22 protein-coding genes and 2 tRNA genes are annotated in these 24,694 nt (G+C 60.6%); 23 read left to right on the forward strand and 1 reads right to left on the reverse strand.

The window, feature by feature from the left end:
* Positions 1–164: 164 nt before the first annotated feature.
* From WEB61_RS11040 to WEB61_RS11065, 6 genes are all read left to right on the forward strand, one after another.
* Positions 165–1,448, forward strand: a complete 1,284-nt coding sequence (locus WEB61_RS11040) for a type III PLP-dependent enzyme (protein WP_368064391.1) — start codon at positions 165–167, stop codon at positions 1,446–1,448.
* 85 nt (positions 1,449–1,533) lie between these two features.
* On the forward strand, positions 1,534–2,100 hold the full coding sequence (locus tag WEB61_RS11045) for a GNAT family N-acetyltransferase (RefSeq protein WP_368064392.1): 567 nt from the start codon (positions 1,534–1,536) through the stop codon (positions 2,098–2,100).
* A gap of 142 nt (positions 2,101–2,242) precedes the next feature.
* The gene (locus tag WEB61_RS11050) at positions 2,243–2,875 is read left to right on the forward strand and encodes an ATP-dependent Clp protease proteolytic subunit (RefSeq protein ID WP_368064393.1); all 633 of its coding nucleotides are present in this window, start codon (positions 2,243–2,245) and stop codon (positions 2,873–2,875) included.
* A 328-nt stretch (positions 2,876–3,203) separates the two neighbouring features.
* Positions 3,204–4,469 carry an ATP-dependent Clp protease ATP-binding subunit ClpX gene (gene clpX, locus WEB61_RS11055; RefSeq protein WP_368064394.1) on the forward strand — a complete coding sequence of 422 codons (1,266 nt, stop codon included), beginning with the start codon at positions 3,204–3,206 and terminating at the stop codon, positions 4,467–4,469.
* A 256-nt stretch (positions 4,470–4,725) separates the two neighbouring features.
* Entirely contained in the window at positions 4,726–7,179 is a 2,454-nt protein-coding gene (gene lon, locus WEB61_RS11060; protein WP_368064395.1) for an endopeptidase La, read from the forward strand.
* 193 nt (positions 7,180–7,372) lie between these two features.
* Positions 7,373–7,648: an HU family DNA-binding protein gene (locus tag WEB61_RS11065; protein WP_293510458.1), complete on the forward strand. Its 276-nt coding sequence runs from the start codon at positions 7,373–7,375 to the stop codon at positions 7,646–7,648.
* A gap of 56 nt (positions 7,649–7,704) precedes the next feature.
* On the opposite strand, the gene WEB61_RS11070 is transcribed toward WEB61_RS11065, so the two are convergent.
* Positions 7,705–9,009, reverse strand: a complete 1,305-nt coding sequence (locus WEB61_RS11070) for an MFS transporter (RefSeq protein WP_368064396.1) — start codon at positions 9,007–9,009, stop codon at positions 7,705–7,707.
* A gap of 147 nt (positions 9,010–9,156) precedes the next feature.
* Between WEB61_RS11070 and WEB61_RS11075 the strand changes: the two genes are divergently transcribed.
* From WEB61_RS11075 to WEB61_RS11155, 17 genes are all read left to right on the forward strand, one after another.
* A tRNA-Val gene (locus WEB61_RS11075) sits at positions 9,157–9,232 on the forward strand.
* A 104-nt stretch (positions 9,233–9,336) separates the two neighbouring features.
* Positions 9,337–9,413, forward strand: a tRNA-Asp gene (locus WEB61_RS11080).
* Positions 9,414–9,692: 279 nt separating this feature from the next.
* Positions 9,693–10,058, forward strand: a complete 366-nt coding sequence (locus WEB61_RS11085; RefSeq protein WP_368064397.1) for an NADH-quinone oxidoreductase subunit A — start codon at positions 9,693–9,695, stop codon at positions 10,056–10,058.
* Entirely contained in the window at positions 10,058–10,609 is a 552-nt protein-coding gene (locus WEB61_RS11090) for an NADH-quinone oxidoreductase subunit B family protein (RefSeq protein WP_368064416.1), read from the forward strand. The genes WEB61_RS11085 and WEB61_RS11090 overlap by 1 nt, the downstream gene beginning before the upstream one ends.
* A 72-nt stretch (positions 10,610–10,681) precedes the next feature.
* Positions 10,682–11,284 carry an NADH-quinone oxidoreductase subunit C gene (locus WEB61_RS11095; RefSeq protein ID WP_368064417.1) on the forward strand — a complete coding sequence of 201 codons (603 nt, stop codon included), beginning with the start codon at positions 10,682–10,684 and terminating at the stop codon, positions 11,282–11,284.
* 3 nt (positions 11,285–11,287) lie between these two features.
* Complete coding sequence (locus WEB61_RS11100) at positions 11,288–12,466, forward strand: NADH-quinone oxidoreductase subunit D (protein ID WP_368064398.1); 1,179 nt, start codon at positions 11,288–11,290, stop codon at positions 12,464–12,466.
* A complete protein-coding gene (gene nuoE / locus WEB61_RS11105) occupies positions 12,463–13,068 on the forward strand; it encodes an NADH-quinone oxidoreductase subunit NuoE (RefSeq protein WP_368064399.1) in 606 nt (201 codons plus the stop codon). Before WEB61_RS11100 ends, nuoE begins: the two co-directional genes overlap by 4 nt.
* Positions 13,068–14,357 (forward strand): NADH-quinone oxidoreductase subunit NuoF, encoded by a 1,290-nt coding sequence (gene nuoF / locus WEB61_RS11110; protein ID WP_368064400.1) that lies wholly within the window; start codon positions 13,068–13,070, stop codon positions 14,355–14,357. Before nuoE ends, nuoF begins: the two co-directional genes overlap by 1 nt.
* A 4-nt stretch (positions 14,358–14,361) precedes the next feature.
* Positions 14,362–16,404: an NADH-quinone oxidoreductase subunit NuoG gene (gene nuoG, locus WEB61_RS11115; protein WP_368064401.1), complete on the forward strand. Its 2,043-nt coding sequence runs from the start codon at positions 14,362–14,364 to the stop codon at positions 16,402–16,404.
* 7 nt (positions 16,405–16,411) lie between these two features.
* Positions 16,412–17,422, forward strand: a complete 1,011-nt coding sequence (nuoH, locus tag WEB61_RS11120) for an NADH-quinone oxidoreductase subunit NuoH (protein ID WP_368064402.1) — start codon at positions 16,412–16,414, stop codon at positions 17,420–17,422.
* Between the two features lie 37 nt (positions 17,423–17,459).
* Entirely contained in the window at positions 17,460–17,951 is a 492-nt protein-coding gene (nuoI, locus tag WEB61_RS11125) for an NADH-quinone oxidoreductase subunit NuoI (RefSeq protein ID WP_368064403.1), read from the forward strand.
* 31 nt (positions 17,952–17,982) lie between these two features.
* Entirely contained in the window at positions 17,983–18,597 is a 615-nt protein-coding gene (locus tag WEB61_RS11130; protein WP_368064404.1) for an NADH-quinone oxidoreductase subunit J, read from the forward strand.
* A gap of 66 nt (positions 18,598–18,663) precedes the next feature.
* A complete protein-coding gene (gene nuoK / locus WEB61_RS11135; protein ID WP_304735963.1) occupies positions 18,664–18,972 on the forward strand; it encodes an NADH-quinone oxidoreductase subunit NuoK in 309 nt (102 codons plus the stop codon).
* Between the two features lie 6 nt (positions 18,973–18,978).
* On the forward strand, positions 18,979–20,910 hold the full coding sequence (gene nuoL, locus WEB61_RS11140; protein ID WP_368064405.1) for an NADH-quinone oxidoreductase subunit L: 1,932 nt from the start codon (positions 18,979–18,981) through the stop codon (positions 20,908–20,910).
* Positions 20,910–22,454 (forward strand): NADH-quinone oxidoreductase subunit M, encoded by a 1,545-nt coding sequence (locus WEB61_RS11145; RefSeq protein ID WP_368064406.1) that lies wholly within the window; start codon positions 20,910–20,912, stop codon positions 22,452–22,454. Before nuoL ends, WEB61_RS11145 begins: the two co-directional genes overlap by 1 nt.
* Before the next feature lie 24 nt (positions 22,455–22,478).
* Positions 22,479–23,918, forward strand: coding sequence for an NADH-quinone oxidoreductase subunit NuoN (gene nuoN, locus WEB61_RS11150; RefSeq protein ID WP_368064407.1), 1,440 nt, complete (start codon positions 22,479–22,481; stop codon positions 23,916–23,918).
* Between the two features lie 6 nt (positions 23,919–23,924).
* Entirely contained in the window at positions 23,925–24,692 is a 768-nt protein-coding gene (locus tag WEB61_RS11155) for a biotin--[acetyl-CoA-carboxylase] ligase (RefSeq protein ID WP_368064408.1), read from the forward strand.
* Positions 24,693–24,694: the final 2 nt, after the last annotated feature.

A 24,694-nucleotide genomic window follows, 5' to 3' on the forward strand; every position in this document is an offset into this window, starting at 1 on the left:
CGAGCCCAATTACCTGTTGCACAGACTCGTCGATACCTATATCCCCGCGCATCACAAGACGCACACGCACGTGCCGCTGGCCCCTGGTAGGTTTATGCAACGACGGAAGCGTCCTTTTTGGATCACGCCGGTCTGAGTACCGGGTCTGAAAAAGGGTGTTGACGATGTTCGCCTCAGAGCAGGGCCGCCGTGCCCGTTCGCGCCTCTCTTCCAAAGCAATCGCGAAATCCGCGCCGTCCTCGAAGACGGTCAAGGGCCGCAAGCCGCGCCTGCGCCTTGTGCCGCAGGCAGCCGAGCTGCCGACGGAGCGCGGCGGCTTGCCGCCGAAGATCGCCCGCTACGTCGCGACGGCCGAGCTGCCGTCGCCCTGCCTGATCGTCGACGTCGACATCGTCGCCCACAACTTCGAGGAGCTGGCGCGCTCGCTGCCCGAGGCGCGCATCTTCTATGCGGTGAAAGCGAACCCGGCCGACGAAATTGTCGCGCGCCTGGCCCGTCTCGGTTCGGCCTTCGATACGGCCAGCATGGGCGAGATCGATTTGTGCCTGTCGCATGGCGTCGCGCCTGAGCGCCTTTCCTTCGGCAACACGATCAAGAAGGAACGCGACATCGGAGAGGCCTATCGGAAGGGCGTTCGCATGTTCGCCTTCGACAGTGAGCCGGAGCTTGAAAAGATTGCCTGCGTCGCGCCGGGATCGAAAGTCTACTGCCGCGTCTTGATGGAATGCGAAGGCGCCGAATGGCCGCTGTCGCGCAAGTTCGGTTGCGAGCCCGCGATGGCCGTCGATCTGCTGGCAAGCGCCGCGGCGCGCGGCCTCGACGCCTATGGCATTTCTTTCCATGTCGGCTCGCAGCAAACCGATCTCATGCAATATGACAAGGCGCTCGAGCTTTCGGTCTCGCTCTTCCGCGAACTCGAGACGCGCGGCGTTCATCTGCGCATGGTCAATATCGGCGGCGGCTTCCCGTCGCGCTACCGTACCGAGGTGCCCTCGATCCCGGCTTATGGCGCGGCGATCCGCGAAGCGCTCACACGCCATTTCGGCGACAACCAGCCGGAAGTCATCGTCGAGCCCGGCCGCGGTGTCGTCGGCGATGCCGGCGTCATCCAGGCTGAAATCGTGCTCGTGTCGCAGAAGGGTGGCGACGACGACCGACGATGGGTCTATCTCGATGCCGGCAAGTTCCACGGCCTTGCCGAAACCATGGACGAGGCGATCAAGTATCGCCTGCTGACCTCGCGCGACGGTGGCGAAACTTCACCCGTCGTGCTGGCCGGCCCGACCTGCGACAGCGCCGACATTCTCTACGAGAAGACGGATTATCGTCTGCCGACGGCACTGGCAGCGGGCGACAAGGTCTGGATCCTAGCCACCGGAGCCTACACGACGACCTATTCGGCCGTCAGCTTCAATGGCTTTCCGCCGCTCGCCAGCGTCTGTATCTGAAGCGGTCTACAGCACCCATTCCACAAAACATTTGAGCCCTGCCTTCGCGCAGGTTGCCGGCCATTTGGCCGGGACGGACAGGCCAATGAAAATTGTCGTTGAGAAAGACATCCACAAGCCCGTGGTCGAGCGACTGGTCGCCGATGCCTTCGGACCGGAGCGCTTCGCCAAGGCGGTCTATCGCCTGCGCGAAGGCGTGGAACATGACGCTTCGCTGGCCCTGGTCGCGCTTGATCGAGGTGACGTTGTCGGTACGCTGCGCTTCTGGCCGGTGGCGATTGCCGGTGCTGTGCCCGCTTTGCTGCTTGGGCCGCTGGTGACGGCTCCTGCCCGGCAAGGTGAGGGCATAGGCGGCCGGTTGATGCGCGCCGGTCTCGATCGCGCGGCCGCGCAAGGCCATCGCATCGTGATGCTGGTCGGGGACGAGCCCTACTACCGGCGCTTCGGCTTTGTCCGCGCATTGGCGCGGCGGCTCGATCTGCCGGGTTGGGTCGACCCCGCCCGTTTTCTGGCTCGTGAACTCGTGGCTGGCTCGTTGACAGGCGTCTCGGGCATGGTCGGCAGACCGGTGCATATCGAATTTGGGTCGGGTCGCCCTGACGTTGCGGTAAATGCCCCCTTTGCCGCAGGGGGCGAAATCGGGCGCAACTGACCTTATATTGGTCTTGCGCTAGAGTGCGGAACCGTCCATTTACCGAATCAGGTTATCCCGGTCCCATGCGGTTTTGTCGGGCGCTGCCGCGCAATTGTCCGCAAGCATGCCGCAGGAAACAGGCCGACGCCCAGGAGAGACAATGAAAGACCCCATCGAAACCTATATGAACCTTGTGCCGATGGTGGTCGAGCAGACCAATCGCGGCGAGCGTGCCTATGACATCTTTTCGCGTCTGCTGAAGGAGCACATTATCTTCGTCGCCGGTCCGGTCGAAGACGGCATGGCGATGCTGGTGACCGCGCAGCTTCTTTTCCTCGAAGCCGAAAACCCCAAAAAAGAAATCTCGATGTACATCAATTCGCCGGGCGGCATCGTGACGTCCGGCCTGGCGATCTACGACACGATGCAGCATGTCCGCCCGCCGATCTCGACAGTGTGCATGGGGCAGGCGGCGTCTATGGGATCGCTCTTGCTGGCAGCCGGCGAAAAGGGAATGCGGTTCGCACTTCCCAATGCGCGGATCATGGTTCATCAGCCGTCGGGCGGCTTTCAGGGGCAGGCGTCAGACATCGAAATCCATGCCCGCGAAACGATCGCGATTCGCGAACGGCTCAATAACATATATGTGAAGCACACCGGGCAAAGCCTCAAGGCGGTCGAGGATGCGCTGGAGCGAGATAATTTTATGAGCCCTGAGCGCGCCCTGGAATTCGGCATCATCGATCATGTCGGTGTGGTGCGACCGTCACAGGATGACGCCAAAAAGGCTTGAAACGGAAGCTTTTCAGGTGAAGGCAGGCCGCTGCGCTAAGGCCGCTCCTGTCGAATCTAGCGGCAAATGCGCAGGATTCGGGCTCTCCGGAAGCTGCGCCGCCGCGACGGAAACGCCGTGTTGCGCCGTTATGGAGGGTAATGAAATGTTGATCCCTCAGCGAATAACATGCTCGTATGTCTGAAAGATGACCGGGAAAGCATCTGCAATTCGCGCTGTGACGTATAGCGACGGCAGGCCGCTTGATCGGGTGGTGGAAGGCGGGCACGGTTTGTGCTGGGGTAACGGAAGAAGCCCGTTCCGGCTAGCGGGTTACTAAGGAGTTTTTATGAGCAAGGTGAGCGGCGGCGACTCCAAGAACACGCTCTACTGTTCCTTTTGCGGCAAGAGCCAGCACGAGGTCAGGAAGCTGATTGCGGGACCGACCGTCTTTATCTGCGACGAATGCGTCGAACTCTGCATGGACATCATCCGCGAGGAAAACAAAAGCTCGCTGGTGAAGTCGCGTGACGGGGTTCCCGCGCCGCAGGAAATCTGTTCCGTGCTGGATGACTACGTGATCGGGCAGCAGCATGCCAAGCGTGTTCTGTCGGTCGCGGTTCACAACCATTACAAGCGTCTCAACCACGCCGCGAAGAACAATGACGTCGAGCTCGCCAAGTCGAACATCCTGCTGATCGGCCCGACCGGCTGCGGCAAGACGTTGTTGGCCCAGACGCTCGCCCGCATTCTCGATGTGCCGTTCACGATGGCGGACGCGACGACGCTGACGGAAGCCGGCTATGTTGGCGAGGATGTTGAGAATATTATCCTGAAGCTGCTGCAGTCGGCCGACTACAATGTCGAGCGCGCGCAGCGTGGCATCGTCTATATCGACGAAGTCGACAAGATCAGCCGCAAATCCGACAACCCCTCGATCACCCGCGACGTTTCGGGCGAGGGTGTTCAGCAGGCATTGCTGAAGATTATGGAAGGTACGGTTGCCTCGGTGCCGCCACAGGGTGGCCGCAAGCATCCGCAGCAGGAATTCCTGCAAGTCGACACGACCAACATCCTCTTTATTTGCGGCGGCGCTTTCGCCGGCCTCGAAAGGATCATTGGTCAGCGTGGCAAGGGCGCTGGCATCGGCTTCAGCGCCAAGGTCCAGTCGGTCGAAGACCGGCGTACCGGCGAGATTCTGAAGGACCTGGAGCCCGAGGACTTGCTGAAGTTTGGCCTGATTCCCGAGTTCGTCGGCCGCATGCCGGTTCTGGCGACGCTGGAGGACCTTGACGAAGAGGCGCTCGTCACCATCCTGACCCAGCCGAAGAACGCGCTGGTCAAGCAGTATGAGCGTCTGTTCGAGATGGAGAATGTACGTCTGACCTTTTCCGAGGAGGCGTTGCGCTCCATCGCGCGCAAGGCGATCGACCGCAAGACCGGTGCGCGCGGGTTGCGCTCCATCCTGGAATCAATTCTGCTCGATACGATGTTCGAACTGCCGACGCTCGAGGGCGTTGAGGAGGTCGTCATCAGCGGTGAAGTGGTCGAGGGCAAGGCGCGCCCGCTCTACATATATGCCGAACGGCAGGGCGACGTCGGCACGAGCGCCTGAAAGGGCTGAAAACCCGCAATTTGCAACGATCGGCAAGTGGCCTTGAAAGCGTGGTCTTTCAGGGCCATTTTCTATCTAACCGACGGTCCCCGGTGCTGATGCAGGCCGAGGACCGTAACCGCCCGAAATCCGGGCGGCGCCCGCGAATCCCGCTATTCTGGCCGTCAGTCGGCCATCAGCATTCATTCAGAATCGGATGCTAGGCTGGAGCTTCGCTGCGGGCGGCAGTCGAGTCAGGTAAAGGCAGGTAGTTGATATGACCGAGAAAGAGAAGCGCAATCAGAATACGACGGCAGGCGCCAGTGGCGATGCCCTTGTGTTGCCGGTGCTGCCGTTGCGCGACATTGTCGTTTTCCCCCACATGATCGTGCCGCTCTTTGTCGGACGTGAAAAGTCTGTGCGGGCGCTCGAAAATGTCATGCAGGACGACAAGCAGATTTTGCTGGTCGCCCAGAAGAACGCCGCCGACGACAATCCGAATACGGACGATATCTACGAGATCGGCGCCATCGGCACCGTTCTGCAGCTTCTGAAGCTGCCTGACAACACTGTCAAGGTGCTGGTCGAGGGTGTGCGCCGCGCGCGCGTCAAGCGCTACATCGACAACCCCGAATTCTTCGAAGCCGAGGTCGAAGCGATCGAAGAGAACGAGGCTGACGGCGATCAGATCGAAGGACTGGCGCGCTCGGTGGTCTCGCAGTTCGAAGGCTATGTGAAGCTCAACAAGAAGGTTCCGCCGGAAGTTCTGGGTTCGATTGGACAGATCGAGGATCCGGCGAAGCTGGCGGACACGGTCGCGAGCCACATCAACATCAAGATTCCCGAAAAGCAGGAACTTCTCGAGATGTCGTCGGTCGCCGGCCGGCTGGAGCGCGTCTACTCGCTGATGGAAGGCGAAATCGGCGTGCTGCAGGTCGAAAAGCGCATCCGCAGCCGCGTCAAGCGCCAGATGGAGAAAACACAGCGCGAGTACTATCTGAACGAGCAGATGAAGGCCATTCAGAAGGAGCTCGGCGACGGCGACGATGGGCGTGAGGAAATTCGCGAGCTCGAAGAACGCATTCAGAAGGTCAAGCTCTCCAAGGAAGCACGCGAAAAGGCGGTAGCCGAGCTGAAGAAGCTCAAGCAGATGAGCCCCATGTCGGCTGAAGCGACCGTCGTGCGCAATTATCTCGACTGGCTACTCTCCGTGCCGTGGAAGCAGAAGAGCCGCGTCAAAAAAGATCTGGCGAACGCGCAGGAGATACTCGATGCCGATCATTACGGCCTCGACAAGGTCAAGGAGCGTATCGTCGAATATCTGGCGGTCCAGAACCGCGCCAACAAGCTGAAGGGGCCGATCCTCTGCCTCGTCGGCCCGCCCGGTGTCGGCAAGACCTCGCTCGGCAAGTCGATCGCTCGCGCGACAGGGCGCGATTTTGTGCGCATGTCGCTGGGCGGTGTGCGCGACGAAGCCGAAATCCGTGGTCACCGCCGCACCTACATAGGCTCGATGCCCGGCAAGGTTATCCAGTCGATGAAGAAGGTGAAGCACACAAATCCGCTCTTCCTGCTCGACGAGATCGACAAGATGGGCTCGGATTTCCGGGGCGATCCATCGTCGGCGCTGCTCGAGGTTCTCGATCCCGAGCAGAACAATTCGTTCTCCGACCACTATCTGGAGGTCGACTACGATCTCTCGGACGTCATGTTCGTGACGACGGCGAACACGCTCAACATCCCTGAACCGCTGATGGACCGGATGGAGATCATCCGTATCGCCGGCTACACCGAGGATGAGAAGGTCGAGATTGCACGCCGCCATCTGATCCAGAAGGCGGTCGACGGTCACGGCTTGCGCAAGGGCGAGTGGTCGATCGACGATGAAGCGCTGCGGCAGTTGATTCGCGTTTACACGCGCGAGGCGGGCGTCCGGAACCTGGAGCGCGAGCTGAACAATCTGGCTCGCAAGGCGGTCAAACGCATTCTGACCGAACCGGAAACCAAGTCGATCAAGCTGACGATGGAAAACATCGCCGACTTTGCCGGCGTGCCGAAATATCGCTTCGGCGAGGCGGAAGGCGAGGATCAGGTCGGCATCGTGACCGGTCTGGCCTGGACCGAGGTCGGCGGCGAACTGTTGACCATCGAAGGTGTAATGATGCCCGGCAAGGGCCGCATGACGGTCACGGGCAACCTGCGCGATGTAATGAAGGAGTCGATCTCGGCGGCGAGTTCCTATGTCCGTTCGCGGGCGACTCGCTTCGGCATCGAACCGCCACTCTTCGACCGCCGTGACATCCATGTCCACGTGCCGGAGGGTGCCACGCCGAAGGACGGTCCGTCCGCCGGCGTCGCCATGACGGCCGCTATCGTGTCGGTTATGACCGGCATTCCTGTCCGCAAGGACGTGGCAATGACAGGTGAGATGACGCTCCGCGGCCGGGTGCTGCCCATCGGCGGTCTCAAGGAGAAGCTCCTTGCGGCGCTCCGTGGCGGCATCAAGAAGGTGCTGATCCCACAGGACAACGCCAAGGATCTCGCCGAGATCCCGGACAATGTGAAGAGCGGTCTGGAGATCGTACCGGTCAACACCATCGACGATGCGCTAAGGCACGCGCTGACGCGCATGCCCGATCCCATCGAATGGGACGAGGACGCCTGGCAGGCTGAGCAGGCCGCCGCCGGACGCAACCGACCGGAGACAATCGAACCGGTTATGGCACATTAATATCGTCGAATACCGATTATGGTGCGGCAAGAAGCGAAACGGGAGCCTCATGGCTCCCGTTTCTGCTTTGGGCATCTCGAATTTTCCGCAGAAATCCTTTGTTTTTACTTTGACCCCCTTCTTGGCAGACGAGTAGACTCTTAACGCTTGAGGGAATCCCGATTCCCCGCCATCGCATCAGAAGGGGCCCGACGTGAACAAGAACGATCTCATTGCAGAAGTGGCGGACCGGACCGGTCTATCCAAGGCCGATGCGACCAAATCCGTCGACTATGTGTTCGACATCATCACGGACTCGCTGAAAAAGGGCGAAGAGGTCCGACTGGTCGGCTTCGGCACGTTCAACGTGTCGAACCGGGCAGCTACCGAGGGCCGCAACCCGCGTACCGGCGAGACGATTCAGATCCCGGCCTCGAAGCAGCCGAAGTTCAAGGCCGGCAAGGGTCTCAAGGACGCTGTGAACAGCTGAGCTGAGAAAAACCACGAGTTTGAGGGCCGGCCGCATCGAGAAGCGCGCCGGCCTTTTTATTTGAAGGCCTCCGATCCTGCCGCCGGTTCCGGCGTTGTTTCGTCAGCTCCATCGCCTGTCGGCTCTTCGTCAGCGGCGCGCGGATCGAGCTCGGTTGGCAGCGGATGAACTTGCGGGAATGGAACGGCGACGAAGTCTGCCCGTTGTTCCTCCGGCAACGCCGGTGTCGAGATGATGCGATGAACCGTATAGATGGCAAAGAGGAGGTGAACCAGCGCCGGGAAAACGAAGACCGACGAAATACCGAAGCTGCCAACGCCAATCGACGCGGCCGTCGGGCCCACGATTGCGCCGAGAGAATAGACGACCAGCAACCCCCCAGAGACAGACACAAAGCTCTCACTCTGACCGTGATCGTTCATATGCGCCACGCAGACCGAATAAAGCGTCAGCGCGAAGACGCCGAACAGGACGCCGGCAAGCATGATGGCGGCCACGCTGCCGCTGATGCCGGCGACAACGAGCGCCGTTTCTCCCAGCGCCGAGCCGAGGCAGAGCCCGACGATGACGCGCCGTCGGTCCATTCGGTCCGAAATGCGGCCGATCGGCCATTGCGCAGTCGCCCCTCCCGTAATCGCCGCAAGCATGAAAGCTGCGATTCCACCTTCGCCAAGGCCGCTTTCCATCGCGTAGAGCGGTGCCAGCGTCCAGAACGGTGCGTTGGTCAAACCCACCACAAATGAGCCCACCAGTCCGACAGGCGAGAGCGCATAAAGATTCCGGATATTGATACGCGTGCTCTGGATGGGCATGGGCTGGACGGAACTCGTCATCGCGACGGGCACCAGAGCCAGGGACGTCAGGATCGAACAAATGGCAAAGAGGATGAAGCCGGTCGAGTCGGCGGCGTTGAGCATCAATTGCCCGCCGGCAAGTGCCGTCAGATTGACCGCGAGATATATGGCGAAGATTCGCCCGCGCGTGTCGTTGGCGGATTGCTCGTTGAGCCAGCTCTCAATCACCATATAGAGGCCGGCAAAGCAGAATCCCGTCAACACCCGCATCAACGCCCAGATGGCAGGATCCGCGGACATGGCGTGAACAAGCGGCGCTGCGGCTGCGAGTCCGCAAAACGTGGCAAAACTGCGGATGTGACCCGCCCGGTGCACGATATGCGGTGTCGCGAAACAGCCCCCCAGAAATCCGGCGAAATAGAAGCTGCCGATGACGCCGACGGTTATGGTTGCAAAACCTTCGTGCCCGGCGCGAATGGGGATTAGCGTACCTAGAAGCCCGTTGCCGACCAGCAGGATTGCCGTGGCCATCAGCAACGAAAGGACGGGGGCGAGCGTACGAGTCAAACGGGGCACCCGGTCTGTCGATGAGCCAAAAGGCGGAGAATCAAGATCGGGCGTTTGGGCGGCCATTGCAATGGCCACGATTGCATTGCCGGCGGGCATTCGTTAGGAGTTGCGGAATTGCCCGACGAGGTGCTTTGGCGCGGGCAGGGGCGGTTAGCTCAGTTGGTAGAGCATCTCGTTTACACCGAGAGGGTCGGCGGTTCGAGCCCGTCACCGCCCACCATGCAAGTCTGGCCTCGCAGCGCGCCATCGGGGGCGATGCGCCTTGACAGGGAGGGGGGCTTGGCTTACGAGACGCCCACCTTTCAGGCGGTTTCTTTGCCATGTGGGGGTGTAGCTCAGTTGGTTAGAGCGCCGGCCTGTCACGCCGGAGGTCGCGGGTTCGAGTCCCGTCACTCCCGCCACTATTTCCGATTCATCGAACCTCCGTGACAGCTGTGAAGGCGCTCGGACGGGCGCAACGTTCCTTGCGCGCAGACTGGTGCAACGGCCGGAAATTCAAGGGTTTTTGCGCCGACAAATCGTCAGCCAGCCTTTTATTTCGCGTATGCGGGAGTTATACTGCGCACCGAATTGGGCAGCCCGATTATGGATGATCAGATCGTCCCGTCACGCGCCCGCGTGGCGCGAAGGCTTGCCCGGCCGAGTCCCGAAAGGTGTCGGCTCATGTTGGGAACAATTCGATGGAAGACCTGCTTCTCGAGTACCTGCCCATATTGATCTTTATGGGATTGTCGCTCGTGGTGGGTCTTGCGCTGCTTGTCGCGCCGTTTCTTGTGGCGCCCAGCAAACCGGATCCTGAAAAGCTCGCTGCATATGAATGCGGCTTCGACGCCTTCGATGACGCAAGAATGAAGTTTGATGTGAAGTACTACTTGGTTGCCATCCTCTTCATCATCTTCGACCTTGAAGTAGCCTTTCTGTTCCCCTGGGCGGTGGCGCTGGGCGATGTCGGACTTTTCGGCTTCTGGTCGATGATCGTTTTCCTGGGCGTTCTGACGGTGGGTTTCACCTATGAGTGGAAGAAGGGTGCCCTGGAATGGGAGTGATGCACACAGGCGGTGCGGTTGCATCGGCGGGCGACAGGATCGCCGGCAGCGGGCAGGATGACGCGTTCTTCAGACAGGCGTCAGATGCGCTGGCCGACAAGGGCTTTGTGCTGACCACGGTCGATGATCTGGTTAACTGGTCGCGAACCGGCTCGCTGATGTGGATGACTTTCGGTCTCGCCTGCTGCGCCGTCGAAATGATGCAAACCTCGATGCCGCGCTACGACGCGGAGCGATTCGGCGTTGCGCCTCGCGCCAGCCCGCGCCAGTCCGACGTGATGATCGTGGCCGGAACGCTGACCAACAAAATGGCCCCGGCGCTTCGCAAGGTTTACGATCAGATGCCCGAGCCGCGCTATGTGATCTCGATGGGGTCCTGTGCAAATGGCGGCGGCTACTATCACTATTCCTACTCCGTGGTGCGCGGCTGCGACCGGATCGTGCCGGTTGATATCTACGTGCCCGGATGCCCTCCCACCGCCGAGGCGCTACTCTACGGCATCCTCGCCCTTCAAAAGAAAATTCGCCGGACGGGCACGCTCGACCGCTGAATTCACCGAGCGGCAGAGAGTATCTTCCTCGCCGGAAGCGAAAACCTGCCCATGAGTTTCGAGACCGCATCGATGGACGAAAGTCTCACAGAACTGGGCGAGCACATTCTCGGCGGCGTCGAGGATTCAATGCTGGGTTTCAGCGTTACCTATGGCGAATTGACGATCCGGGCGCAGGCCCGTGCGATCGCACAGGTGCTGAAATTTCTTCGTGACGATCCGGCATGCAATTTCGCCACCCTGATCGATATCACAGCCGTAGACTATCCCCAGCGTGCGCAGCGTTTCGATGTCGTCTACCACCTTCTGTCGATGCACCAGAATCAACGTGTTCGCGTCACGATCGAAACCGACGATGAAACGCCCGTGCCCAGCGTGGTCGGCGTATATCCGGCAGCAAACTGGTATGAGCGCGAAACCTTCGACATGTACGGCGTGCTCTTCAGCGATCACCCGGACTTGCGGCGCATTCTTACCGACTACGGATTCAACGGCTACCCGCTACGCAAGGACTTCCCGCTCACGGGGTACGTTGAGGTTCGTTACGATGACGATGAAAAAAGGGTCGTCTATGAACCCGTAAAGCTGGTGCAGGAGTTTCGTAGCTTCGATTTCGCCAGCCCGTGGGAAGGCGTCGAATATCTGTTGCCGGGCGATGAGAAGGCGGAGAACTAGGTCATGGCCGAACAGGAGCTCCGTAACTATCATCTGAATTTCGGACCGCAGCATCCGGCCGCGCACGGCGTGCTGCGCCTTGTGCTGGAACTCGACGGTGAAGTCGTAGAGCGGGTCGATCCGCATATCGGGCTTCTGCATCGCGGCACAGAAAAACTGATTGAATACAAGACCTACCTTCAGGCAACCCCGTATTTCGACCGCCTCGACTATGTCGCGCCGATGAACCAGGAGCACGCCTTCGTGCTGGCCGCTGAAAAGCTGCTAGGCCTCGAAGTACCGCGCCGCGCGCAATTTATTCGTGTTCTCTATTCGGAAATCGGCCGCATCCTCGCGCACCTGCTCAATGTGACAACGCAGGCGTTGGACGTCGGCGCGCTGACGCCGCCGCTCTGGGGCTTCGAAGAGCGCGAAAAGCTGATGATCTTCTATGAGCGCGCGTCCGGTGCCCGTATGCATGCCAACTACTTTCGCGTCGGCGGTGTGCATCGCGATCTGCCGCCGAAGCTGCTTGAGGACATCTACAATTTTTGCGATCCCTGCGCTCGGGTTCTCGACGACCTCGAAAGCCTGCTCACCGGCAACCGCATCTTCAAGCAGCGTAACGTCGACATAGGCGTCGTGACGCAGGAAGAGGCGCTCGAATGGGGCTTCTCGGGCGTCATGGTGCGTGGTTCCGGCATGGCCTGGGACCTGCGCCGTTCGCAGCCTTACGAAATCTATTCCGAGCTCGACTTCGATATCCCGGTCGGCAAGAACGGCGACTGCTTCGATCGCTATCTGATCCGCATGGATGAAATGCGCCAGTCGCTGCGCATCATGAAACAATGCATCGAGATGATGCCCGGCGGTCCGGTACACGCACATGACGGCAAGGTCGTGCCACCGTCGCGCGCCGAGATGAAGCGCTCCATGGAAGCACTCATCCATCATTTCAAGCTCTATACCGAGGGCTACCGCGTGCCCGAGGGCGAGGTCTATGCGGCCGTCGAGGCGCCGAAGGGCGAATTCGGGGTCTATCTCGTCTCCGACGGCGGCAACAAGCCCTACAAGTGCAAGATTCGCGCGCCGGGTTATGCCCATCTGCAGGCAATGGATCATCTGTGCAAGGGCCATATGCTGGCGGACGTCGCCGCTATTCTCGGCTCGATCGATATCGTGTTCGGAGAGGTGGATCGGTGAGCGTTCGCAGACTAGACCCCAACCAGCCGGCGAGTTTCGCTTTCACGCCGGAAAATATTGAATGGGCCAAAGGACAGATCGCGAAATATCCCGAAGGTAAGCAGGCCTCGGCGATCATTCCGCTGTTCTGGCGCGCGCAAGAACAGCATGGCGGCTGGCTGCCCGAGCCGGCGATCCGCTACGTTGCCGACATGCTCGGCATAGATTACATCCGCGCACTGGAAGTCGCGACCTTTTACACGATGTTCAATCTCTCGCCGGTCGGCGAGTACTATGTGCAGCTCTGTGGCACGACGCCCTGCTGGCTGCGCGGCGCCGACGAACTGAAGGATGTCTGCCGCAAGCATATCGGTCCCGAGGGCGCGGTCAGCGCCGACGGCAAACTCTCCTGGCTCGAAGTCGAATGTCTCGGCGCTTGCGTCAATGCGCCGATGGTTCAGATCAATGCCGACTTCTATGAAGATCTCGATGCAGCGGCGTTGGAGCGCATCCTGGCCGATTTGCGCGCAGGCAAGGACGTGAAGCCCGGCCCGCAGAGTGTTCGGCATTCGTCCGAACCCTTGGGCGGATTGACGAGCCTGACATCGGGTGGGGGTGAGTGATGCTCGACGACAAGGACCGCATTTTCACCAATCTCTACGGCCATCACGACTGGCGGCTCGCCGGCGCCCGGGCGCGCGGCGACTGGGACGGCACGGCGGAAATCATCGCGAAGGGACGCGACTGGATTCTCGACGAGATGAAGAAATCGGGCCTGCGCGGCCGTGGCGGTGCTGGCTTCCCGACTGGTCTTAAATGGTCCTTCATGCCGAAGGAGTCCGACGGCCGCCCGCATTACCTTGTCGTCAACGCCGATGAATCCGAACCCGGCACCTGCAAGGACCGCGACATCCTGCGTCACGATCCGCAAAAGCTGATCGAGGGCTGCCTCATCGCCAGCTTCGCGATGGGCGCGCATGCTTGTTACATCTATGTGCGCGGCGAATTCATTCGCGAGCGCGAGCAGCTTCAGGCCGCGATCGACGAAGCCTATGAAGCGGGTCTCGTCGGCAGGAATGCCGCGGGCTCCGGCTGGGATTTCGACATCTATGTTCATCACGGCGCTGGCGCCTATATCTGCGGCGAGGAAACCGCGCTGCTCGAAAGCCTCGAAGGCAAGAAGGGCATGCCGCGCCTGAAGCCGCCGTTCCCGGCCAATGTCGGTCTCTATGGCGCGCCGACCACGGTCAACAACGTCGAGTCGATTGCCGTCGCACCGACCATCCTGCGCCGTGGCGCCACATGGTTCGCGAGCCTCGGCCGTCCCAATAACACTGGCACAAAACTCTTCTGCATCTCGGGTCACGTAAACAACCCCTGCAATGTCGAAGAGGAAATGGGCATCCCGCTTAAGGAACTGCTCGAGAAGCATGCGGGCGGCGTGCGCGGCGGCTGGGACAATCTGCTGGCGGTCATTCCCGGCGGTTCGTCGGTACCGCTCATCCCGAAGTCGGTCTGCGACGACATTCTGATGGATTTCGACTCGCTGAAGGCGGTGCAGACGGGTCTCGGGACGGCGGCCGTCATCGTCATGGACAAGTCGACCGACGTCATCAAGGCGATCGCGCGCCTTTCGGCCTTCTACAAGCATGAGAGCTGCGGCCAGTGTACGCCCTGCCGCGAAGGCACCGGCTGGATGTGGCGGGTGATGGAGAGGCTGGTTTCGGGTGAAGCCGAGGTTGAGGAGATCGATATGCTGCTCGACGTTTCGAAGCGGGTCGAAGGCCACACCATTTGCGCGCTCGGCGACGCGGCGGCCTGGCCGGTCCAGGGCCTGATCCGTCATTTCCGGGGCACCATCGAAGAGCGCATCGCGGCAAGACGCGGCGTTGCGCAGGCGGCGGCGGAGTAAGGGCATGCCAAAACTTATCGTCGACGATATCGAGGTCGAGGTCGAAAACGGCGCCACGCTGTTGCAAGCCTGCGAGGAAGCGGGCGCGGAAATTCCACGCTTCTGCTACCACGAGCGCCTGTCGATTGCCGGCAATTGCCGGATGTGCCTGGTCGAAGTTGAAAAATCGCCGAAGCCCGTGGCCTCCTGCGCCATGCCGGCCGGCGAGGGCATGGTCGTCCACACCAGAACCGAACAAGTGAAGCGCGCCCGCGAAGGTGTGATGGAATTTCTGCTGATCAACCACCCGCTCGATTGCCCGATCTGCGATCAGGGCGGTGAATGCGACCTGCAGGATCAGGCGATGGCTTACGGCGTCGACGGCTCGCGTTTCGTCGAAAACAAGCGCGCCGTCGAAGACAAGTATATGGGTCCGTTGGTCAAGACGATCATGAACCGCTGCATCCATTGCACGCGTTGCATCCGGTTTTCGACCGAAGTGGCCGGCGTGCCGGAGCTTGGTGCGATCGGCCGCGGCGAGGACATGGAAATCACGACCTACCTCGAACACGCACTCACCTCGGAACTGTCGGCAAACGTCGTCGATCTCTGTCCGGTTGGCGCGCTGACCTTCCATCCTTTCGCCTATACGGCGCGTCCATGGGAATTGCGCAAAACGGAATCCGTCGATGTGATGGACGCTGTTGGATCGAACATCCGCGTCGACGCGCGGGGCCCCGAAGTGATGCGCATTCTGCCCCGCCTCAATGAAGAGGTGAACGAGGAGTGGATTTCCGACAAGACCCGTTTCGTTTGGGACGGCCTCAAGTCTCAACGCCTCGATACACCCTATATACGCGAGAACGGCCGGCTGCACGCCGCAAGCTGGGACGAGACTTTCGCCGCTATTGCCACGCGTCTCGAAGGTGTGAAGGGCGAGCGCATTGCCGCCATCGCCGGCGATCTCGCCTGTGCTGAATCCATGAAGGCGCTGAAAGACCTTTATGTGGGGCTCGGGTCGCCGAACATCGATTGCCGGCAGGACGGCGCGAAGCTCGACGCATCGTCGCGCGCTTCCTACATTTTCAACACCACCATTGCTGGCATCGAAGAGGCGGACGTAATCTTGCTGATCGGAACCGATCCGCGCAAGGAGGCGCCGGTTCTCAATGCGCGTATTCTGAAACGCGCCCGTGCCGGCGGCCTGAAAGTGGGTGTCGTTGGGCCGCGCGTCGATCTCACTTATGACTACGATTATCTCGGGGCCGGTCCGCAGTCGCTGAAGGACCTCGGTGCCTTTGCTGGCACGTTGAAAAACGCATCCAACCCGATGATCGTGATCGGCCAGGGCGCTCTGGCTCGCAAGGATGGTGCGGCTGTGCTCGCTTCGGCTACAGCGCTGGCGAAGTCGGCCAACATTGTCCGCGATGGCTGGAACGGCTTCAACGTTCTCCACACGGCGGCGGCACGCGTCGCCGGACTCGATCTCGGGCTTGTGCCGGGTGCGGGCGGTCGCGACGTTGAGGGTATTCTCGACGGCGCGTCCCGGGGCGACATCGAGTTTGTACATCTCCTCGCCGCCGACGAAATCGACATGTCGCGTCTCGGTTCCGCCTTTGTCGTCTATCAGGGTACACATGGCGATGCCGGTGCACATCGGGCCGACGTGATCCTGCCGGGCGCGACTTACACCGAGAAGAATGCGACCTGGGTCAACACCGAGGGGCGCATGCAACTTGGCAGGCGGTCGGTTTTTCCGCCCGGCGCCGCGCGAGAGGACTGGACGATCCTGCGTGCCCTTTCCGCCGTTCTCGGCCGCGCGCTGCCTTATGACGATCTCACCGCGCTGCGTGAGGCGATGACGGCAGACGCACCGCACTTTGCCGAGATCGACGCGGTCGTATCGGCCGGCTCGCTGCCCGATCTTCCCTCTGGCGAACTCGATGCGTCACCGTTCGAAACGCCGGTAAAGGATTTTTACCTGACAAACCCGATCGCGCGCGCAAGCGCCGTCATGGCGCGTTGTTCGGCAGAACGGCCGGGCGCTCGCGTCCAGGCGGCGGAGTGAGGACGGCATGACCGAATTTCTGATTTACGGCATCCCCCTCGCCATCATCGTCGCACAATCGCTGGCGTTGATCGTGGCGATCCTGCTGGTCACGGCTTATGTGCTGCTCGCCGATCGCAAGATCTGGGCGGCGGTACAGCTTCGCCGCGGACCCAACGTGGTCGGTGCCTTCGGCTTGTTGCAATCTTTCGCCGACCTGCTGAAATTCGTTTTCAAGGAAATCGTAATCCCGGCCGGCGCCAACAAGGGTGTCTTTCTGCTGGCGCCATTGGTGACGGTCACCCTGGCATTGTCGGCATGGGTCGTCATTCCGTTCGACGCCGGCATCGTCATCTCCAACATCAATGTCGGCGTCCTCTACATCTTCGCGATTTCCTCGCTCGGCGTGTATGGCGTCATCATGGCCGGCTGGGCGTCGAATTCGAAATACCCGTTCCTGTCGGCCCTGCGCGCGGCGGCGCAAATGGTCTCCTACGAGGTTTCCATCGGCTTTGTCATCGTCACCGTTTTGTTGACTGCCGGTTCGTTGAACCTCACCGCCATCGTCGAAGCGCAGCGGACCGTCTGGTATTTCATCCCGCATCTGCCGATGTTCGCGATCTTCTTCATCTCGGCGCTGGCCGAGACCAACCGCCCGCCCTTCGATCTGGTGGAAGCGGAATCCGAACTCGTCGCCGGCTTCATGGTCGAGTACTCCTCGACGGCCTATATGATGTTCATGCTCGGCGAATATGTGTCGATCCTGCTGATGTGCGCCATGACAACGATCCTGTTCCTCGGCGGCTGGCTCCCGCCCTTCGACATAGCGCCGTTCAACTGGGTGCCCGGCATCGTCTGGTTTCTGCTGAAGGTCTTCTTTGTCTTCTTCATGTTCGCAATGGTGAAGGCCTTCGTGCCGCGCTACCGCTACGATCAGTTGATGCGTCTCGGCTGGAAGGTTTTTCTGCCGTTCTCGCTCTTCTGGGTTGTGCTGACCGCAGGTGTACTGGTCGGCTTCGACATCGTGCCGCAGCATTGAGGTGGTCACGATGACACATACGGGAAAGGACTGAGAAATGGCCTGGCTGGATCAAACGGCGCGGTCGCTCTTTCTCGCGGAGTTCGTGTCGAGCTTCGTGCTCGCGATGCGCTATTTCTTCAAACCCAAAGTGACGCTCAACTACCCGTTTGAAAAAGGTCCTTTGAGCCCGCGCTTCCGCGGCGAGCATGCGCTGCGTCGTTATCCCAACGGCGAAGAGCGTTGCATTGCCTGCAAACTGTGCGAGGCGATCTGCCCGGCGCTCGCCATTACCATCGAAGCCGGCCCGCGCCGCAACGACGGTACGCGCCGCACCACGCGTTACGACATCGACATGACGAAGTGTATCTATTGCGGTCTCTGCCAGGAGGCGTGTCCCGTCGATGCGATTGTCGAAGGGCCGAATTTCGAATTCGCGACTGAAACCCGCGAAGAGCTGATGTACGACAAGGACCGGTTGCTGGCCAATGGCGACCGTTGGGAACGCGAGATCGCGACGAGCATTGCGCTCGACGCGCCTTACCGCTGAACGAAGATCGTCGAGGGGACGAGGGGTCCATATGATTGCCACCGCCATCGCGTTTTATCTTTTCGCTGCGATAACCATCGCCGCGGGCTTCATGGTGATCGCGGCGCGCAATCCCGTTCATTCGGTACTGTTCCTGATCCTGGCTTTCTTCAATTCCGCCGCACTGTTCGTGTTGCTCGGCGCGGAGTTTCTCGCCTTGATCCTCGTCATCGTCTATGTCGGCGCCGTTGCGGTGCTCTTCCTGTTTGTCGTGATGATGCTCGACATCGATTTCCGGGTTCTGCGCGAGGGCTATCTGCAATATCTGCCCATCGGCGCACTTGTCGGCCTGATCCTTCTGGTCGAATTGCTGCTGGTTCTCGGCGCGTGGATAATTTCGCCTGAGGCGGCGGGGATGGCGGCGGCGCCGGCGCCGGCGATTGCCGACGTGCACAACACGCGGGCCCTCGGTCAACTCATCTACACGCAATATGCCTATCTGTTCCAGGCGGCGGGTCTGATCCTGCTGGTCGCGATGATTGGTGCCATCGTGCTGACGTTGCGCCACAAACCGAATGTGAAACGCCAGGTCATAGCGAACCAGGTCGGGCGGACGCGCGAACAGGCCGTCGAATTGAAGAATGTCGAGCCCGGTCAGGGTCTCTGAGGGACGCAACGAAAGAAGAGGGGACTGACCCCCTGTGCACATTGCGCAAGGGGCAGGAGATAGAGAATGGCAATCGGCCTCGAACACTATCTGACCGTGGCGGCGATCCTGTTCACGCTCGGTATCTTCGGTATTTTCCTCAACAGGAAGAATGTCATCGTCATTCTGATGTCGATCGAGCTGATGTTGCTTGCTGTCAATATCAATCTGGTCGCCTTCTCCGCCCATCTGGGTGATCTCGTGGGACAGGTTTTCGCGCTCTTCGTTCTGACGGTCGCCGCGGCCGAAGCCGCCATCGGTCTCGCCATTCTGGTCGTCTACTTCCGCAACCGCGGTTCGATCGCGGTTGAGGACATCAACGTGATGAAGGGGTAAGGACGAATGTATTCGGCCATCGTCTTCCTGCCGCTTTTAGGCTTTCTGATTGCCGGTATTTTCGGCCCGTGGCTCGGCCCGCGCGGCGCGCAGATCGTAACGTCGGGTTTGCTGGTCGTTTCGGCGCTTCTTTCGGTTGTCGCCCTGGTCTCGGTTGGCCTCGGCGGTGAGACTTCCCGCATTCAGGTTCTGACTTTCATCAATTCCGGCGGCTTCGAAGCCGACTGGCGGTTGCGTATCGATACGTTGACCGCGGTGATGCTCGTCGTCGTCAATGTCGTATCGGCGCTCGTGCATATCTATTCGGTCGGCTATATGAGCCATGATCCGCATCAGCCGCGTTTCTTCGCTTATCTGTCGCTCTTTACTTTCGCCATGTTGATGCTGGTCACGGCCGACAATTTCGTGCAGCTCTTCTTCGGCTGGGAAGGCGTAGGTCTCGCGTCCTACTTGTTGATCGGCTTCTGGTATCAGCGCCCCAGTGCCAATGCGGCGGCCATCAAGGCCTTTGTCGTCAACCGCATTGGCGATTTCGGTCTGATCCTGGGTATCGCAACTCTGTTCCTGACGATCGGCTCGGTCGATTTCGATACGGTCTTCAAGGCCATCCCGGAAATCGCCGACGAGACTTTCTATTTCCTGGGCTACGACGTACCGGTCGTCACCACCGCCTGTCTGCTGCTCTTCATGGGCGCCATGGGCAAGTCGGCGCAGTTCTTCCTGCACACATGGCTGCCGGACGCGATGGAAGGCCCGACGCCCGTCTCGGCGCTGATCCACGCGGCGACCATGGTCACAGCTGGCGTCTTCCTGCTGGCGCGGATGTCGCCCGTCTTCGAGTTTTCGCCCTATGCGCTCACCGTTGTGACGGTCATCGGTGCGACGACGGCTTTCTTCGCCGCCACGGTCGGCCTTGTCCAGAACGATATCAAGCGCGTCATCGCCTATTCGACATGTTCGCAGCTCGGTTACATGTTTGTCGCCATCGGCGTTGGCGCCTACGAAGTGGCGATTTTCCACCTCTTCACGCATGCCTTTTTCAAGGCGCTGTTGTTCCTCGGCTCCGGTTCCGTCATCCACGCGATGAGTGACGAGCAGGACATGCGCAAGATGGGCGGCCTTTACAAGATGATCCCGATCACCTGGTTAATGATGGTCATTGGCACGCTGGCGCTGACGGGTTTCCCCTTTACGGCCGGCTACTATTCAAAAGACGCAGTCATCGAGGCAGCTTTTGCTGGTCACAACCCGGCGCACATGTATGCCTTCGCGCTTACCGTGGTGGCGGCACTGCTGACGTCATTCTATTCGTGGCGCCTGATTTTCATGACGTTCCATGGCGAGTCCCGCGCATCCAACGAGACGCTTTCCCACGTGCATGAGTCGCCACTGGTCATGCTGATACCCTTGTTCATCCTGGCGGTCGGTGCGCTGGGGGCCGGTTTCCTCTTTGCGCCGCTTTTCATCGGCCATGCCTACGAAGCATTCTGGCTCGAGTCGATCTATCGCGGCGCCGAGAACCACATCATGCACGCCATGCATGAAGTGCCCGACTGGGTACCCTTCGTGCCGACGCTGATGATGATTGTCGGCTTCGCCACTGCATGGCTTTTCTATATCGCCCGGCCTGACATTCCGAAGCAGCTCGCCCGCACGCAGGAGCCGCTCTACAACTTCCTGCTCAACAAGTGGTATTTCGACGAAATCTACGACTTCCTCTTCGTCCGTCCGGCTTTCTGGCTTGGCCGCCTTTTCTGGAAGCAGGGTGATGGCCACATCATCGATGGCTGGGGTCCGGACGGCATCTCGGCCCGCGTCCTCGACATCACACGCGGCGTCGTTCGCTTGCAGAGCGGCTATCTCTACCACTATGCCTTCGTCATGCTGCTCGGCGTTGCCGGCCTGGTGACCTGGTTCATGCTCGGAGGAGCACTCTGATGGCCGACGGCTATATTCTTTCGCTGGTCACGTTCCTCCCGCTTGTTGGCGCACTGATCATTCTGACGGTGCGCGGCGAGGAAGCTGCGGTTGCCCGCAATGCGCGCTATGTGGCGCTCTGGACCACCGCCGTTACCTTCGTTCTCTCGCTTTATATCTGGACACAGTTCGATCCGACGACGGCCGATTTCCAGTTTGTGCAGCAATCCGAATGGCTCGGCGGCGCGATCGACTACCACATGGGCGTCGACGGCATCTCGGTGTTGTTCGTCGTCCTGACGGCCTTCCTGATGCCGGCCTGTATTCTGGCGAGCTGGACCTCGATCGACACGCGCGTCAAGGAATACATGATCGCCTTTCTCGTGCTCGAAACGCTGATGATCGGCGTTTTCTGCGCGCTCGATCTGGTGCTCTTCTATCTTTTCTTCGAGGGCGGCCTGATACCGATGTTTCTGATCATCGGTGTCTGGGGCGGCAAGCGACGCATCTATGCGACCTTCAAGTTCTTTCTCTACACATTGGCGGGTTCGGTCCTGATGCTGCTCGCCATCATGGCGATGTACTGGCACGCCGGCACCACCAGCATTCCCGCGCTGCTGGCGCACGACTTTCCGGCCGACATGCAATTCTGGCTCTGGCTGGCTTTCTTCGCGTCTTTCGCGGTCAAGATGCCGATGTGGCCGGTGCACACATGGTTGCCCGACGCGCATGTTGAAGCGCCGACGGCTGGTTCGGTTATTTTGGCCGGCATCCTTCTGAAAATGGGCGGCTATGGCTTCCTGCGTTTCTCGCTGCCGATGTTCCCGGTGGCCTCTGCCGACCTCGCCTGGCTGGTTTTTGGCCTCAGTCTCATCGCCATCGTCTACACCTCGCTGGTCGCGTTGGTGCAGGAGGACATGAAGAAACTGATCGCTTATTCCTCGGTCGCCCATATGGGCTTCGTGACCATGGGCATCTTCGCCGCCAACCAGCAGGGCGTGCAGGGCGGCATCTTCCAGATGCTCAGCCACGGTTGGGTATCGGGGGCGCTCTTTCTTTGTGTCGGCGTTATCTACGACCGCATGCACACGCGTGAGATTTCGGCCTATGACGGCCTCGTCAACCGCATGCCGATCTACGCGCTCGCCTTCATGGTCTTCACCATGGCCAATGTCGGTCTCCCGGGAACCAGCGGGTTTGTGGGCGAGTTCCTGACCATTATTGGCGCCTTCAAGGTCAACACCTGGGTCGGCGCCATCGCCGCCACCGGCGTCATTCTGGCGGCCGGTTATGCGCTCTATCTCTATCGCCGCATCATCTTCGGCGTGCTGGAAAAGGACACGCTCAAGACAATTTCGGATCTGAACCGCCGTGAAGTCGCGACCCTGGCGCCGCTCTTTGCCGTCACGCTTTTCTTCGGCATCTATCCGGCGCCTATCATGAATGTCACGGCGGCGTCGGTCGAAAATCTGGTGATGAACTACAATGCCGCCGTTGAGGCACATCGGCTGGCCGAAGGGGCAGGGGCGATCTCGCACATCGCCGGCCTCTTCACGGGCCGATAGGGAGAACGGCAAATGGAAACCGCAATGACCGCTGTCCCGCCGCTTCTGCCGGCATTTCCGGAAATTCTCATGGCTATCGGCGCCATGGTGCTGCTGATGTATGGCGCGTTCCGCAAGGACTGTACGGCACGGGAGGCAAGCTACGGCGCGCTCGGCCTCTTCCTGCTTGTCGCCGCATTGCTGGTCGTCGAGCCGGGTATCTCCATCCACACCTTCGGGGGCATGTTTATTGTCGATGGGTTCACGCGATTCATGAAGCTGTTGATCCTGCTGGCTGCCGCCGCCGCCATGGTGATGTCGCTCTCCTATATCCGCCACGAAGGCATGGACCGCTTCGAGTTTCCGGTATTGATCGTGCTGGCCACGCTCGGCATGTTCATGATGGTCTCGGCCAACAGCCTGATCGCGCTTTACGTCGGTCTTGAACTGCAAAGTCTGGCGCTTTATGTCGTGGCGGCCTTCAATCGCGACAGCGGCCGTGCTTCCGAGGCAGGCCTCAAATATTTCGTCCTCGGCGCGCTTGCTTCCGGCATGCTGCTCTACGGCGCCTCGCTGGTCTATGGCTTCACCGGCAGCGTCGAATTCGGGGCGATTGCCACCGTGCTGGCGGCCGAGGGCACGAATATCGGCGTCATCTTCGGCATTGTCTTCGTGCTGGCGGGCCTTGCTTTCAAGATCTCCGCGGTCCCGTTCCACATGTGGACGCCCGACGTCTATGAGGGCGCGCCGACGCCCGTCACCGCTTTCTTTGCCGGTGCGCCAAAAGTCGCCGCCATGGCGTTGATCCTGCGCATTCTTTTTGGTGCCTTCCCCTCCATGATGGCCGAATGGCAGCAGATAGTCGTTTTCATCTCGATCGCTTCGATGGTCCTCGGCGCCTTCGCCGCCATCGGCCAGACCAACATCAAGCGCCTGATGGCTTACAGCTCGATTTCCCACATGGGCTTTGCGCTGGTCGGCCTTGCAGCCGGAACGCCGGAAGGCGTGCGCGGCGTTCTCATTTATCTGGTCATCTATGTGGTCATGAATGCCGGCGTCTTCTGCTGCATTCTCTTCATGCGCCGCGAGGAGGGCTACGTCGAAACAATCGGCGATCTGGCCGGTCTCTCGCGCAATCAGCCCATGGTAGCCTTCCTGCTTGCCATGTTGATGTTCTCGCTGGCCGGCATCCCTCCGCTCGCGGGCTTTTTTGGGAAGTTCTATGTTTTCATGGCAGCGGTGCAAACCGAACTCTACGCCCTTGCCGTCATCGGCGTGCTGTCGAGCGTCGTCGGCGCCTACTACTATCTGCGCATCGTCAAGATCATGTATTTCGACGAGCCGGCCGAAGCCTTTGTGCGGCCGATGCCTGCCGAGCTGACGGCTATTCTCGGCATTTCGAGCGTTTTCACGCTCTTCTTCTTCGTCTATCCGGCGCCGTTGATCGTCGCATCGCAAGTTGCGGTCGGCGCGCTGCTCCCTTGAGCGCAGATGGTTGACCTTCCCCCAGGTGTCGCGCTTCGCCGCTTCGTCGAGATCGACAGCACCAACGAAGAGGCGCGCCGCCTCGGTGATGCGGGTACGGAAGGTCCACTCTGGATCGTGGCCGAGCGACAGACGGCGGGCCGCGGTCGGCGCGGCCGAAGCTGGGTCTCGCCGCCGGGCAACTTCATGGGCACACTCTATCTGCGCCCGCGCTGCGGTCCCCGACAGGCCGGCGAGCTGTCCTTTGTTGCCGCCGTTGCCGTTTTTGACGCGGTCGAGGCGTTTCTGCCCCCGCCGGCGCGTGGTGGACTTCGCCTGAAATGGCCGAATGACCTCCTGCATGACGGACGCAAGCTTGCAGGCATTCTGCTTGAGTCTTCCGGCGTTGCCGGCGCCGAGGTTGCTTGGCTCGCCATAGGTATCGGTGTCAATCTCGCCGGACATCCCGAAGGCGTCGAATTCCCGGCAACCTCGCTTCCCGTCATCGGCGCGCCGCCGGTCGCGCCCGACGAGGCGCTGGCGGCGCTGGCGGCCTCCTTCGAGCGCTGGCTCGGCGTCTGGCGCGGCGTGCAGGGCTTTGCCGCCATTCGCGAAGCCTGGCTCACACGTGCCGCCGGTCTCGGCGAGCGCCTCACCGTCCGCCTGTCACAGGAGACTTTCGACGGCACCTTCGAGGGGCTCGCGCCCGATGGCGCGTTGCAGCTTCGCCTCGCCGACGGCACGCTCCGCCTTGTCTCTGCGGGCGATGTGTTCTTTCCGGCTTCGACGCACTAGTT

Origin of the sequence: Parvibaculum sp. (genome assembly GCF_040882025.1) — a bacterium.
Taxonomy (GTDB): domain Bacteria; phylum Pseudomonadota; class Alphaproteobacteria; order Parvibaculales; family Parvibaculaceae; genus Parvibaculum.